This window comes from Tunicatimonas pelagia, assembly GCF_030506325.1.
Taxonomy (GTDB): Bacteria; Bacteroidota; Bacteroidia; order Cytophagales; family Cyclobacteriaceae; genus Tunicatimonas; species Tunicatimonas pelagia.
Window position 1 is genome coordinate 4,084,498 of record NZ_CP120683.1, and the last position, 14,804, is coordinate 4,099,301.

Annotated in this window: 10 protein-coding genes; 1 reads left to right on the forward strand and 9 read right to left on the reverse strand. The window is 45.4% G+C overall.

The features are described from left to right. Window positions 1-79: 79 nt before the first annotated feature. Window positions 80-1,126: an IS630 family transposase gene (locus P0M28_RS17570; protein ID WP_302203886.1), complete on the reverse strand. Its 1,047-nt coding sequence runs from the start codon at window positions 1,124-1,126 to the stop codon at window positions 80-82. A gap of 133 nt (window positions 1,127-1,259) precedes the next feature. Here P0M28_RS17570 and P0M28_RS17575 point away from each other — a divergent pair, with 133 nt between their 5' ends. Next, window positions 1,260-2,678, forward strand: a complete 1,419-nt coding sequence (locus P0M28_RS17575) for a Gfo/Idh/MocA family protein (protein ID WP_302203888.1) — start codon at window positions 1,260-1,262, stop codon at window positions 2,676-2,678. A 41-nt stretch (window positions 2,679-2,719) separates the two neighbouring features. Here the strand turns inward: P0M28_RS17575 and P0M28_RS17580 are convergent, their stop codons facing one another. The 8 genes from P0M28_RS17580 to ruvA form a co-directional block, all read right to left on the reverse strand. Further along, window positions 2,720-4,012 (reverse strand): Gfo/Idh/MocA family protein, encoded by a 1,293-nt coding sequence (locus P0M28_RS17580; RefSeq protein WP_302203889.1) that lies wholly within the window; start codon window positions 4,010-4,012, stop codon window positions 2,720-2,722. 69 nt (window positions 4,013-4,081) lie between these two features. Further along, a complete protein-coding gene (locus P0M28_RS17585) occupies window positions 4,082-4,300 on the reverse strand; it encodes a hypothetical protein (RefSeq protein ID WP_302203891.1) in 219 nt (72 codons plus the stop codon). Between the two features lie 268 nt (window positions 4,301-4,568). Further along, window positions 4,569-5,069 (reverse strand): hypothetical protein, encoded by a 501-nt coding sequence (locus P0M28_RS17590; protein WP_302203893.1) that lies wholly within the window; start codon window positions 5,067-5,069, stop codon window positions 4,569-4,571. Between the two features lie 32 nt (window positions 5,070-5,101). Continuing rightward, a complete protein-coding gene (locus P0M28_RS17595) occupies window positions 5,102-5,776 on the reverse strand; it encodes an energy transducer TonB (RefSeq protein WP_302203895.1) in 675 nt (224 codons plus the stop codon). 103 nt (window positions 5,777-5,879) lie between these two features. Next, window positions 5,880-6,248, reverse strand: a complete 369-nt coding sequence (locus P0M28_RS17600) for a VanZ family protein (protein ID WP_302203897.1) — start codon at window positions 6,246-6,248, stop codon at window positions 5,880-5,882. Between the two features lie 24 nt (window positions 6,249-6,272). Then, window positions 6,273-6,653 carry a glycine cleavage system protein GcvH gene (gcvH, locus tag P0M28_RS17605; protein WP_302203898.1) on the reverse strand — a complete coding sequence of 127 codons (381 nt, stop codon included), beginning with the start codon at window positions 6,651-6,653 and terminating at the stop codon, window positions 6,273-6,275. A 212-nt stretch (window positions 6,654-6,865) separates the two neighbouring features. Beyond that, window positions 6,866-14,074, reverse strand: a complete 7,209-nt coding sequence (gene sov / locus P0M28_RS17610) for a T9SS outer membrane translocon Sov/SprA (protein ID WP_302203900.1) — start codon at window positions 14,072-14,074, stop codon at window positions 6,866-6,868. A 54-nt stretch (window positions 14,075-14,128) separates the two neighbouring features. Continuing rightward, window positions 14,129-14,749, reverse strand: a complete 621-nt coding sequence (ruvA, locus tag P0M28_RS17615; RefSeq protein ID WP_302203901.1) for a Holliday junction branch migration protein RuvA — start codon at window positions 14,747-14,749, stop codon at window positions 14,129-14,131. Window positions 14,750-14,804: the final 55 nt, after the last annotated feature.

Here is a 14,804-nt window from a genome sequence, read left to right on the forward strand (position 1 = left end):
AACCTATAGAAAACGTACAATGGCGAACTGAAAGTGGTTATTAGAAAGGTCATAAGTTGAAATATAGATAATCTATACTTCATGGCGCATAGATTCGTGAGTTATCAAAGGTTTGAAACTTAAGGGTGAGTAGCGATTTGAGTTGTTCTTGATGGTTGCTTAGTTGCGCAAAGAAGTTGGTAACAGCCTGATGAAACTGGTCGGGTCGCTCGTAGTATTTTCCGTACAAGACCTTTTTTTTAGCAAACTTCCAGAGCCGCTCAATGATGTTAAGATTAGGGCAGTAAGGGGGCAAGAACAACAGCTTGATATGCAGACTTTCAGCAAAAGCGATGACTGCTTTGCAGTGTTGATAACGGGCATTGTCCAAGACGATGGTAATGGGCAGAAGTGGATATTCTTTTCTAAGCACTAAGAGAAAGTCTTGGATGACCTCAGCATTGATATAAGTAGTGTTGATCAGGGGGGTGACTTGCTGGGTAATGGCATTCAAGGCACCTAGCACGTTGATGCGATGGCGACCTGCCCCTGAGCGCAAAAAGAGTCGCCTCACGCACCACATCATACAGCAAAACTGAGACAAGACAAAGTGAGCGGCATCTACAAAGAGTAACACTTTCTCCCCTTTCTGGGCGTCCTCCAGTTCAGCTTGAAAGGATTTCTCTAGCCATTGCTGCTGTTTTTCCGGCTCTGCTTTGCCCGGTACATAGCCACACTTACGATACATAAAGCCATGTCTTTTGAGAAAAGCTTCTATCCGACTGACATCTCTTTCTATGCCAGTTAATTCTATGATGCGATGGCGCGCCTGGGCCAAACTCAGTGGGGGGTGTTTAATGAAGTCGTTGACTAACCGATCAGCATGATCTTCCAAGGCACTGCGGTTCGTCCCATAGTTTGTAGCGCATAAGGCTGCAATACCTGCTTGCTCGTAGAGACGAATATATTGCCCTACCTGATTGGCATGAACGCCCATGCATTGACCAATAAGTTCATTGCTCAGCTTCACTTTGACTTTCAGGTACACACAGTGCAAGCGGCGATTTACCAGCACTTGATTGTGTGAAAATCTTTGGCTATCTAGCTCTTGCATTTCAGCTGCGCTGATTTGTAATTGAGTAGGCATGAATTGTTAGCTTGGTCGCTTCAAATCTGCCTACTTTTTTTCGCTTTAACAACTCACGGTTTTAGCCGCCTTGAAGTATAATAGGGTAAAATTTTCTATATTGAGGGACAATAGTTTATTGACTCTTCTCTCTATGGATACTACATCTTTACTACCTCAGAATTCGTCTCGCCGAAATTTTATTAAAGGTGCAGCTTGTACCGCTGCCAGTTTTATGATTGTGCCTCGCCACGTATTAGGTGGTACAGGCTTTGTTGCCCCTAGTGATACCGTTACCTTAGGTATGGTGGGCGTAGGTGGTAAAGGGCGAAAAAATACGGAGGCTTTTCTGGCTTTGGACAATGTTCGTATCACGGCGATAGCTGACCCAGCGTACTACTGGAATTTAGCGGATTTCTACTATCGTTCTGAGGCTGGACGTGGTCCAGTGAAAGATATTATTGAGGAAAAGCATCAGGTAGATAACTCTTCGTTTCAGGTAGCTGAGTACGATGATTTCCGGGAGATGCTGGAGAAAGAAGAGTTGGATGGCATTGTTTGTTCTACTCCCGATCATACCCACGCTTATATTTCTCTGTTAGCCATGCGAGCGGGTAAGCACGTGTACTGCGAGAAACCGCTCACGCATAATATTTGGGAAGCCCGTGAGGTACAGAAAGTGGCTAAAGAAACGGGGTTAGCTACCCAGATGGGTAACAGTGGGCATAGTGCCGATGGCATTCGACAAACAGTGGAGTACTTACGTGCTGGTGCCATCGGTAAAGTAGATGAAATTCACGCCTGGGTTCCCGCTACCCGTTGGGTGCCGAGCTTACGTGGACTACCCGAAGGAAAATCGACGATGCCTGTGAATTTTGATTGGGACTTGTGGCTAGGTCCTCGTGAACCTCGTCCGTTTCACGAACATTATGTACCCGTTACTTGGCGAGACTTCTGGGATTTCGGCTGCGGGGCTTTAGGCGACTTTGGCTGTCACGATATGGATGCTTCGGTGTGGGCGTTTAATCTATCCGCTCCTGAGCGAGTAGCCATTCGCCCGGCAGGCTTTAGCAATGCGGATATTGCCCCCTACGGTGAAATTGGTTACTACGATTTTCCGGCGCAAGGTGACCAAGCAGCCGTTAAACTCACTTGGTACTCGGGTGGGTTACAACCCAAACGGCCCGAGATATTACCGCTGGGAGTAGACTTGCCTCGTCGGGGTACTATGTTCGTGGGTGACAAAGGAATTATTGTCAATGACGGAAACCAGCGAATTCCGCAGATGTATCCTAAGTCACAAGCTGAATCATTCAAGCCACCTAAGCCAAGCATACCGCGCTCTAACGGTCACTTCCGCGATTGGATCGATGCTATTCAAGGCGGCCCGGCAGCCAGTGCTAATTTTGAGTACGGTGCTCGTCTGACTGAAATAACCCTTCTGGGTGTTCTTTCTCTCCGAATGGGCGGACAACCTATCCACTGGGATGCTGAACAAATGAAAGCTAAAGGTCTACCTGAAGCCGATAAGTTTATTAAAGAACCTGTACGTCAGGATTGGGAAATGAGCTAACTTAATCCAACATACGGACATTTAACGAATGTTAGTTATGACTAGAAATCGCGTTGCTTTCGAGATAGCATTTGGTTTGCCTCCCGATCTCCCTTAAACTTTTCTTTCTTTGGGTTCCAACGCAACGGACGATTAAGTTCATAAGCGATATTTCCGATATTACAGACGGTAGCAGTGCGGTGCCCTACTTCTACGTCACAAATAGGCTTACTACGTTGCCGAATAGCATCTAACCAATCGCGGTAGTGATCCCGGCTTTTGTAAAGATGAATATCGCTATCGCTAATTTTTTGATCTTTGAGGTTTTCGGGAACGTTAAGAAACTGACGGCTCACTTCAATCACTCCTTCACTACCTTCAAATCGTATAGCATTACCTTTACCAAAGTCTTCCCGCACCATAGGCGTTCCATCCTCGTACAGATAAGTCAGCACTTTATATTCCTTTCCATCAGGTATTACTTCTACTGGCCCACTGTCGTCTTTGCCCAGTGCCCACTGAGCGATGTCAAACATATGGGCTCCCCAGTCAGTCATTAATCCACCGCCGTAGTATTTGCAATAGCGCCAACGAGGCCAGCCATCCCAACTCATGGATGGGGCGAAGAAGGAGCTGTACTCACGTTTTGGAGCTGGCCCTTGCCACATGTTCCAATCCAGGTGGCTAGGTACAGGCTCAGCCGGTTGTTCACAAGCATCGGGTGGTCCGCCTACACTGACTACGACTCTTTCTATATCGCCAATATATCCATTGATTACCAACTCCGCAGCCCGGTGAAAATCTTCCCAAGAACGCTGCATACTTCCTGTCTGAAATACCCGCTGGTGTTTGCGAGTCGCTTTTACCATATCTCGACCTTCTTTAACTGTAAGAGAAAGTGGCTTCTCACAATACACATCTTTTCCAGCTTCACAAGCCAATATAGATGCAGTAGCATGCCAATGATCTGGGGTCACTATTATTACAGCATCAACGTCTTTGCGCTCCAGTAGCTCTCTAAAGTCGCTATGCACATTTATCTGATTGGCCTTTTGACTTCTGTTCTCAGCATAATAAGCCGAAGCCATTTGAGTAAAGTCGCTAAGCTTTTGAGTATCTACATCGCAGGCTGCTACAATTTGCACCTCCGGTATTTTGATGAATTTTTTAAAGAGTGTACCTCGCCCTTGTTTTCCGGTTCCGATGTATCCAACGGTGATTTGGTCACTAGGTGAGGTATAATTAGCACCTCCTAATACTCTGCGAGGTACAATACTAATTCCGGCTAGAGCTGAAAGGCTCGCTTCAATAAATTTGCGACGGGAAGATGAGAGGGGAGATTTCTTTTGATCCATAGCTTTCATTGGTGTTGTGTTAAGCTACGGAAGATAGGGAAAGTAGGTAGATTTTAAAAAATAATGTACTTAAGCATCCTCAGATTTATTCTTAGCTTGCTTGTCCATCAATGTATTAACTGACCTATCAAGGTCTTCTAGTGCAGAAGCGATCTGCCGAAGGTCGTTCATGCGCTGGATTTTTGTAAAACGTTCTCCGTTTTTCAGGTTTTTTGTTTCAGAAGCAATTTCGTCAATATTTGACTTAATTTGCTGTACTGTGGTCTGGACGTTAGATTGAGTTTTCACTGGCAGCAATTTGGGTTTACTCTAATAGAGTTTTGTGGTACTTTAATTCGGCAAAAATAAAACCTTTTCTTATTATAAACATAAGAAATATCTGTATTTATTGCAAAATCCTCAGAGTTCGCTTTCTAAGTTTAAATATTTTGCGGTTCCTCTAGATATTTTTTGAAAAAAAATCTGATTATTAATACTACTACTTATTAGCTTTGGTGGCGTTTTATTCCACAGATCAAATTTATTGCCAATAATTTTACTCACCGGGAATTTTTTTCTACAACCTGAGACTAATAATTACCAATATCCCAGCCCGTGCTGACCATGCAAACGTACGAATCCAGTTAGTACTTACCAGTTTGTTTATTAGTTGCCGATCATATCCATCTGTAGCTAACTTGCCATGAATGGGCGCAGATATGGAGAAGGTAACTACCCATACTACCATTAATAGTACACTGGCAATAGTTGCCAGATACACCTCACTCTTATTCCAAAATTCTATTTGCAGCCACACAGTAAAGGCTACCTCAGCAAGCATTAGCGGAGCCACGATGTAAGAAATACTTTGCATATGGTGCCGCTGGAAATCGTTAAACTGAGTATGGTCGATATAGCGAAACCCGGGATAGTGGACCAATTGCACCACCCAAATTAGGCCGGTAAGGGCGGCAGTTACTAAAAGATGTAATATTACCAATTGCTTTATCTCTATCACGATGGGCTGGAGCATAAAAAAAGCCGGAGACGCAAAGCGTAACCGGCTTCCAATAATCAAAATATTAACAAATCTAAATTAAATCCTTTAGCTTAGCCAAGCTTGAAGGTAATAGGAATTACCATTCGTACTCGCACTGGCTTACCGCGCTGCTTGCCAGGTTGCCATTTAGGGTGACTCTTCACTACCCGAATTGCTTCCGCATCACAACCAGCACCAATTCCCTTAATCGCCTGTACGTCAGTTAATGAACCGTCAGTATTCACAACAAACTGCACAAACACTTTCCCCTCAATACCCATACGACGGGCTTGAGAAGGGTATTTCATATTTTTACTTACATAGTCATAGAAAGCAGACAAACCACCTTTTGGCTCTGGCTGATCTTCTACTACCATGAAAATCTCATCCGTAGTTTCTTCTTCAGGAGCTTCTTCAAAAACCATCTCCTCAATTTCAGTATCTTCGGTAATCTCTACATCGAGGTCAATCTCAATTTCTTCTTCAATTTCTTCTTCATCGGGAACCTCAATAATCTCCGGCTGCTGAATTTTTGGTGGCGGTGGCGGCGGCTGCTCAGTAGGAGGAATCTCCATCACATCCTCAAAACTATCCTCTACTTGCCCCAGATCAACTAGCGAATTGCCATCGTAGTCTTTCCACTCGAACGCTAGCGTTACTAAGGCAAGGCTAACAACAAGACCAATGGCTAAGTGTAATCCGGTTTTCTGGTTTAAATCCGCTTTTGGTGTTTTCTTTGGTTCCATACAATTTGTGTATAATTATTACACTGTACTATTAATGACACAATTTACAAAAAAGAAACGAGTCGCTCAAGATAAAATATGTATTTTCTCTAGACTAGGTTGATCATCGCCGATAGATTACGAAAAACATTCCATATCCGGCTACGCAACCCACCGTATTTGCAATTGCATCATACATATCAATGGTTCTACCTTCCGAAAATATTTGCGTACTTTCTAAGATAGAAGCGTACCCTACTGATACTATTAACGCATAAGTGGCTGCCTTGTTGCGTAACCCATAATACGTACGCTGTTTAGCAAACCCAATAGCCATTAGCAAAGCCAATCCAGCAAATATTCCAGTATGAACTATTTTATCAATACTGAATAGACTAGTACCCGTTTGAGGCAGATGTTGCCCGGGTAAAATAATGAGAACCAGGATGAGGATCATCCATAAAAGAGTATACAAGTTGAAGCGCCAGAACATAATGGCAGATCACACCTCTATTGGCTATTGCCCAATAACTTCTTGGTAATCGGCTTGGCTAAGCAGTTCATCCAGACTAGTAGAATCGCTAAGCTTAATCTTAATCATCCAGCCTTTCTCATAGGGGTCTTCATTAACCAACTCTGGCGAACCTTCTAATTCGGGATTAATTTCTAACACTGTACCTGCCACCGGCATAAACAGATCAGATACCGTTTTTACGGCTTCCACCGTACCAAAAACCTCACCGTGTGCTAACTCTTCGCCTTCTGTTTCAATTTCTACGTAGACAATGTCGCCTAGCTCTTGTTGAGCAAAATCAGTAATGCCCACGTAAGCCTCATCGCCATCTATTCGTAGCCATTCGTGGTCTTTGGTGTACTTTAGTGAATCAGGAATGTTCATGCGCTAATAGAGATAATACAAATTGTGTAATATTAATTTCAAATGGGACATGCCAGATTAAGTATTGTTTAATCTTACAAGCAGTTATGCAGAATTTAATTGTAGCTTTTACACTAAGTGGAACTTCTTAATAGCTATCCTCAGAAGTGTTAGCAGCAATTCGTTCAAAAGTAGCTTTTTTCTGAATTCTAGGAAAAGTTTAGTTCTAGTTTTTATTGAGCAAGGTTAAAACGTACTTGAGTGCCAAATTCGGTGGTAGTACGGCGAAAAGAACTAGTGACTAGTGGATTGTTGATGGTACGGTTGAAATAAAGCTGAATATTTAATCGCTCATTTACTCGATAATCTAGCGTAGGGCGAGCCTGAAAGTTAACGTTACCATTGGTAATGGTATTGTCATTATCAATTTTTCGTTGCACCGTTTTGGTGTCTCTGAATGACATGGCCAGATTAAAGGTAATATCATTTTCCAACGTAACCGTGCGCCCCTGCACCCGGAAAGGAAGCTTAAATTTATCTTTAGTGAAGCCAAACGTAAAAGTAATTGCCTGACTTCTCATCTCAGTCACCTGGGCATTAGAAAGATTGAGTGAAAGACTCCGCTCTCGGTCGTATGAAATCCGGCTGGTCAGTCGGCTTTTGGTACGAATATTCACTCCAACAAGTGGGGCAAAACGTTCGGTAATGGTTACTTGCTGCACAACGTATAGTGGCACAAAAACATCAATAGATTCTCCGTTTTCATCTTGAATAGATTTAACCTCGGTCAGTTGCGTAGGATCGTAGTTTTCTACTCGGGTATTTAGTTCTACCGGAGCTTCTGTGAGGTCGTACTCAGCCGAAGTAGTAAAATTATTTACGCTGTAAGTAGATTGGTAGGCGTGGTTAATTGTGAACTGAGCAAACGTATTGCCAAAGCCCGAAAATAAGCGAGGCAGCCCGGCATAGTCTACCCGCCAATTGGGTAGCGGAATACGAGGAAAGGGCGAAAGCCGAACCTGATCAGCATCCTGACCGGAATAGGCGGCTAAAAAAGCTGGTATCAGCACATCTTGGGAGTTAAGGTTATACTCTCCGTTTTCATTAGGATTTTCTTCTGTTAGGCGTCGCTGAATGGCTTCTCTGTTTTCAACAAACTGAGTAAATATTTCGGAGTTATTCTCAGCATCATCTCCAGAAAATGCGGTTTGTATGGTTAAATAAGAAAGGTTATAGTTACCGGAGCGAACGGGAGGCAATGAACTAAAGCCGCCTAGCGAATCTTGCCGGAAAATTTCTTGGTACGTATTGGTAACCGCTTTAGTAAAATCTACCTGAACCCGAAAATCCCGGAAGGGTTCAATGTCTGCCCGCACATTGATATTTTCTACCTGCGATTGCTGGAAAGGCATGGTGAGTAGCTGAGAGGGACTGAGCCACCCGCGTCGCGCAGCTTCAAAGCGAATGTTCGGATCCTGACTACCTAGTAAAAACGGAATACCGGGTGCATTAAATGCATCATCGAGGCCAAATAGGTAAGGAGTTAAAATAAACCCCGGCAGCATGGTGCCTTCGTTTAAATTGTAGGTTACATTAATAGACCGAAGAGCCATAACGAGACGAAACAATCCTTTAAGGGCTTTCAGGTCGGGTTTGGGTTTTTCTTGCTGGGTAGTATCCTGAGGATTGCGAGGTGGCTGCGGTCGGGTAGGGCGTCCTCGGCCTCCGTCGTTAACTCCTTTTAAAAACTTGATTTTGTTGTACAGCCCCACCATATCAATCTTACCGGTAGCACTCCGGTCGCGATTATTCTGGATGTTGTTACCAATATCTTCAAACGTGTTAGTAGCGGTGGTAGGATCATAAGCACCTGCCTGCCAAGTGTAACCAGATTGGTAGCGGGCATCGGCACTTAGCCAATCAGTAATTGGAATTTTATCTAGTGGAACGGCGTAGGTAGCCGTAATGGCCTGAGTGTAGTTTTTCATCCGGCCAAAGTTTCGTAGGTTCTGAATAACCTCATCGCGCTTGGCCTCGGTATCTAGTTCGCCATCGGGTTCGTCAATAATAGCAAATGCCCGAGCACTGTAGTCTACTGATAAATTCTGGGTCAGATTCCACTGAAGGTCATAAATACGGTTAAACGTAAATGCTTTCTCGTAGAGTGGCTCCAAGCTTAACAGATTCTCATCGCGGTACTGGGTCTTTACAAAATTACGCTGCAAATCGCCCCGAAAGCTCACGTTGCTGGGTACTGGCGAAAAGTTAAAATCTCGAATGAGGGCAAACCAAGGCGATTGCAGAAAGCTGACATTAGCAAACGGCTGAATGTTCAGGTCGGGAAAACTGTAGTTATAGCCTACCCCGCCTCGCACTAGTCGTTGCTCATAGGTAGCGGTGTTGAAATTGCTTCGCACTTGATCGCTGTACGAATACGAGAACGTAAAATTAGAAATATCAAAAAAGTGATTACGAGTGTTCTCCCCCACTTTGTTCTTGCGAACATTGGTAAAGTTCAGGCTGCGCCGGGTCGTCTGGTCGGTGACAATATCCAGGTAGTTGGCACGCTCTCGAGGATCAGTTCTCGCACTGAGAGCGGCATCTAGCGGAATATCTGGGTCTTGCGGGTCAAACTGAGGAACGATGGTGCCTCGCTCGTAGCTGGCAAATACGGGAATTTGCAACCCAAACCGCTGAGGGAAAAACTTGTCGAGGTTGGCATTCACCGACACATCGTACTCCGTTGCCTCCTCGCGGGTTCGTTCCGAAATGCGCGACTGAATACCCCCAAAGCCAAAGGTAGAATGCCGTACGGAAGCCGTTACATTGGCAAAATCGGCCAACTTGGTGTTGAGTCGGGCATTGGCCGCCCAACCACTGGTGCGGTCAAAATCTCCTACTCTGAGTTCATTCGCCCACACGCAGAGCGATTGAGGGGCGCGATCTTCCGAGACCGGATTTCGCACCCCAACCATCAACGTTTGTACCGTGCTCAGTTCGGGTCGACCGACTACCGTTATTTTGTATTTTCCCCGTTGCCGAGTAAAGGGCAGCGTAATAGGAACATTGCTTTGGTTTCGGGCTGATTTTACGGAAGATAACTCGTCGAGGGCAATATCAATCTCATTTTGCTCAGGCCACACCAGTCGTTCTTCGCCCTCGCCCCCCGAGCCATCCGGCGACATTACCAAATCAAGTTCAATTTCGTAGTAGTTCTGGTCAAAGTCAGTACCTAACCGAAGAAAGCCCGTTACAGAACTGTCCTGAGCTGTTTGGCTTTCGGCGTGAAAGAACATCCGAATGCTGCCGTAGTTGATCAGATCCAAGGTCATGTTCTTGTAAGCCGCCCGGGCGTCGCCATCGCGTAGCTCTTCAATACAAAGTTGCAACGATTGCTCATTCACCCGCCGTTCTACTGGCGAGGTATTATCTCGGTCGCGACGGAAACCCGGCGGTAGTGTATACGCCGAGCCTTCGGTGGTTGGCGCACCGTTTTCCTCAATATTCACCGCTGATATGAAAAATTCAGGATCGTAGTCTTCGGGATACTCGCCGAGCTGCTTTTCGCTTAAATCTTCAAGGTACCGTCGCCACTGGCTACCCACCAATTGAAACCGGGCAAACCGCATTACTACAGGTTGGCGGAATTCAGTAAGAATGGTTCGGATGTAACGGATCGATTTAAACCCCTGGATAGCTCCCTGCCGTCGGTCGGGCTGGCGAATTGGGATACGAAACTGATACCAAGTTATTTCATCACCAGTATTGGGTTCAGTAAGAGAAACAGCGTCTACAATATTATTTTGCCCTACGCGTAGCTGCCCCGGTTGCAGATCCACTTCGTACTCGTAGTACTCTTCCAGATCACTGAGCGTGTTATCGCGGTTCAAATCTTCGTTATCCGGTGCCTGGCTTCCCGAAGGCACAAAGCGGTCATTATTATCTTCACTGACAACTGGAGTGTTGCCCTCATGATTGTTAAAATTTTTGTAGCGTTCCACGATCTGTGTACCACTATTATCCAGTTCTTCGCCTAGATAATACTGGAAGTTATCCGCCGATGGGTCGTCGGCTACGGCTTGCTGGGCTGCGGGAGACAAACGGTTAAAGAAATCATTGGCAAAAAAGTTGGCCTCGTCATCGTTACGTACTCCTTCAAAGCCCACATCCTGGTTGCTGCGGATTTCTTGGGAGCCGATAGTGAAGTTGTCTACCAAAAATTGGTCGTTAGGCGTTCGCCCCACAGGAGTTACGTTTACATCTTCGGAAGTATAATCTTCGGGCAAGCCGTTTTCAAAGAAGTGGCGATCATCGGGAATTATATCTTCGGAGATACTACCTAGGTGAAAAATTAGTTTCCCCCCGCTAGTATTAGGTTCATTCACCCGACCGTCAATAACAGTTCCGTTTTCGGTGTTGATGAAGGGGTCTAGCATCCAGAATTCCAGGTACTCGATATTCGTTTTATCAAAATCTACATCCGACGTGATTGCCCGAGTGATACCTCCCCAATTTTCTTCTGGGTTCGGCAGCAGCCCTTCTTCGGTTAGATTAATGTTATAGTTGTAGGGGCCACGCTCTTCGGGAAAGTAGGCTACATCGAAAATAGGTAGCCCAAAATTGATTACCTGCTCATCCTGAAAGGGAAAAACTTCTTGCGGCGGAATAAGGCGTTCGTAGTGGTTCATGATATCATCCGCAACGGGAATGCCACTTACCAAATTGCCCCGAGTAGTGTAAAAAGCGGTATTGTCTATAATGTACCACGCCAGCTTGGCTCGACGGTAGTTTCGCCCGATGGGTCCGGCGTTAGGATCTACAAATGCTTGATCATCGGTAACCGGAGCCGAGGATAGCACCCAGCCTTGCCAACCACTCAGACTAAACGGAGTGACTGTGTTCTCAAAATCATCTATATACGAAGTACCGTCACCATCTACTATGTTAGAAGTACCTGGAATGAGTTGAGCAAACTCCGCATTAAACGTAACGGTAGATGGCTCTTTGGTTTGAATGAGGGGCAGCGCATCTACCAGCTTGGTGATGAAGCGGGAATCTTTACGGTAGTTAATGTCAAATCCATACTTAGTATTTCGGGTAGGCTCGTCGCCAATGCTCACCCGGCTGATGATGGGGCGTTCGTTGAGGTGCAAAATAGTGCCTCCGATATTAATATCATCGTTCACCCGGTACTCCAGGCGGGTGCCAAACAGTGAGCGCTGCTGAAAGTTGAATAGATCAGCTTTTTCGTACTGAATTTGGATGCGTTTGCCTGAGTTAAGCACCCCTTCGTTCAATATCGTTACCCGGCCTAGGTTATAGTCTACCGTAAAATCCAGACCTTCTGAAAGTGGGGTGTTGCCTGCAATTACCTGCACCGACCCTTCGGCAATGTTAATACCAGGTAGCATAATCTCATTGGCCGAACCGGATACAAAACTTCCGACAATAAAGAACTTGTTCTTGTTGGTATTTAGCTCAGCATCAGCCTTAGTGGTATTGTATAATTCATTGTACACGTAGCGATCCACTAAGTTATCTTCACCGGGGGCAAACTGCTGCTCCAAGTGGCTGCCAAAGGGTTCCAACACCGGAAAAACCACAAAGCCTTGGTCGGAATTTATCGTAATTCCTTCAATAAAATCGAAGTTGCCGTCACCGCCCTCCTGCGGATCATTATTTTGATTGAGGTTATCTAAGTTGAATAAATTTACTAGCTGTACATCCTGGGTATTTTGTCCCTCGTGTAAGCTGGGGTTATCAATACCGGTACGGTCGTCGCGGTAGACCACTCGCAGTTGAAACCCTTCCTGGCTAATTTGGCTAGCGTTTAGGGTGTAGATGTTTTTCATCATCAAATCCCAGGTAGGCACTTCCGTGTTGATCTTGGTGGGCCGTAGCATCTTCAGAAAAATAACTTGATCTTCGGGAAGGTTTTGATAATCTTCGGTTAGCTCACCCACTTGGTAGCGTTGCCCATCTAGAGTGTACTCGTAGGCTACGGCCAGCACTTCATCGTTCTGTAAGCGGCGGTTGAGGCTAATGTAGCCCAACTGGCTATCAAAGGTGAACTCTCCCTCAGTGAGCTTACGGGCCGAAGTGATTACCTCAAAATCAGTAGCTTTCACCAGATTGAAATCGCTCTCTAGAATATTAGATGTCTGATTAACGTCGCGCAGTTGGTTACGATCTAATAGGTTGGCGTAAAGTTGGTTAGCATCATTGCGGGCGGTTCCTCCCTGTCCTTCTCCTATCTGAGGATTATCGTCTCGAAATATTACGCTCCCCTCGCCTAAATCCATAAAGGCTGCCATGCCCCGTAGGGTTTCGGTATCGTTGTTGCGATTAAGCACATAAACTTCTACTCGGGTTATGTTGAGCCCAGAATAGATCTGGGGTAGCGAACGCAGCCAGTTCTCGTAGTTAGCCCGAAAATAATGGTTCAAGAAGAAATGTCGGTTCTCATCGTATTCAGAAGCGATAATTTCAAAATCGCGGGTTTGGGTACCGCTCTCAATAGTAATGGCATCGCTGCTACCCCGCTGCACTGAAGCTACACTGGTGACAAACAGTCGGCCAAACTGCAACTGGGTTTTAATTCCAAACAGGCTTTGTGAACCCGTAATCAAGCTATTGCTAACCGGCATACTCACCACCCCGAGTTCAATCTTCTTAATAATCTCGTGGTCGTAGCCAGTGTACTCTACTTTCACATTATTCTGAAAGTCAAAGGAATTGTTATTATCAAAATTGGCGGTAATCTGAAGTTTATCGCCAATGGTTCCCACTACGTTTAGGCTAATCTGTTGGTCAAATTCAAAATTACCGTTTCGTTGCTGCCGAATCGGAATATTAGGATTGAATATTCGCTGAAACCGTCCGCCAAAATCGAGGGTAACAAATCCGTTAGGCCGAATATCTACGTAGGAGCCCCCAAACAGCCGGTCAAAAGCGGGAGTTGTGTAAATTGGGGGAATAAGCCGACGGCCACTTACTGCACTTTCGCCGTCTAGTGCCGCCGAACGATTTCGCCAGTAGTCGCGTAAAATTTGTTGGTCTTGAATTTCCTGATACTGATCAAAGTTTAGGTACGATGGTGCCCGATAATCCAATCCGTTTACTCGCTCGTAAATAGAATAATTAATAGAAGTATCAATCTCAATCCCAAAGTCTAACTGAGTAGGGGGCTGCAAATAAAGCGGGGAACGCGGTACCCGGTTGGAGAGCGGATCGCCGTAGCGGTCGGGTAATCCGTATTGGGGGCGATTAGACGGTTGGTAGGGACCCGCGGGAACCGTATCAGCCAGAGCGGCTAATGTTTCTTCCGGAATGGTATCGGCCTGCGTAGTATCTATTGGAGCCACATTGGGCGGAGTATCTTGGGCTATTATGGACAGTGCGCTGAACATAAGCCCCAGAAATATTCCGCATGTGCGCTTCATCCAGTAGTTTTCCGTTGTATACCGTAGAACCGTCAGTAGCAAGTCGGCAATAATTTACGTGGTTTTGAGTGCAAGCTTAATTACCTCTTCCAGGCGAGGCTCTTCGTTTTGCTTGCTTTTTTGCCAGTCGGCCATTACTTTGTTAATACTTTTTTCAGCCGTTGCCCGGGTGAAGCCGAGCGTTGTCAAAGCAGATAACGCCTCGGTGCGTAAGGTATTGTACGAGCCTGCCGGAAGACCATGTACCTTTTCGGTTGAGCCTACAGCAACTCCTTCCTTACGAATTTTATCAGCCAGTTCAAGCACAATTCGCTGAGCCGTTTTCGCTCCAATTCCTTTTATGCGCTGTACTGTTTTGGCATCTTCGTTGGCAATTGCACCCTTTAGTTCATTCACCTGCATAGAAGATAGCATTGTTAATGCTAGGCTAGGTCCTACTCCTGAGATGGACAATAAATCTAGAAATAGCTTTTTTTCAGCAGGCTGAGCGAAACCAAATAGGGCCTGAATATCTTCCTTTACATGAAGGTAGGTATGCAGCTTGTAGGTTGACTCTCTCTCCAGTGCCTCGTAGGTATTGAGTGAGATTCTGATTTCATACCCTACGCCCTGCACATCAATAACAACGTAGGTTGGATCTTTGTGGGCAAGAGTTCCTTGAATGTAAGCATACATACAATTAGGCAGTAATTAGATCGTGATTTTACATTTATACCCAAAACTGCAACCG

Excerpts from the sequence above, each read along its gene's own strand:
- P0M28_RS17600 (WP_302203897.1), bottom strand. The coding sequence starts at position 6,248 with ATGTTCTGGCGCTTCAACTTGTATACTCTTTTATGGATGATCCTCATC.
- P0M28_RS17595 (WP_302203895.1), bottom strand. The coding sequence starts at position 5,776 with ATGGAACCAAAGAAAACACCAAAAGCGGATTTAAACCAGAAAACCGGA.
- P0M28_RS17580 (WP_302203889.1), bottom strand. The coding sequence starts at position 4,012 with ATGGATCAAAAGAAATCTCCCCTCTCATCTTCCCGTCGCAAATTTATT.
- sov (WP_302203900.1), bottom strand. The coding sequence starts at position 14,074 with ATGAAGCGCACATGCGGAATATTTCTGGGGCTTATGTTCAGCGCACTG.
- ruvA (WP_302203901.1), bottom strand. The coding sequence starts at position 14,749 with ATGTATGCTTACATTCAAGGAACTCTTGCCCACAAAGATCCAACCTAC.
- P0M28_RS17575 (WP_302203888.1), top strand. The coding sequence starts at position 1,260 with ATGGATACTACATCTTTACTACCTCAGAATTCGTCTCGCCGAAATTTT.
- P0M28_RS17570 (WP_302203886.1), bottom strand. The coding sequence starts at position 1,126 with ATGCCTACTCAATTACAAATCAGCGCAGCTGAAATGCAAGAGCTAGAT.
- gcvH (WP_302203898.1), bottom strand. The coding sequence starts at position 6,653 with ATGAACATTCCTGATTCACTAAAGTACACCAAAGACCACGAATGGCTA.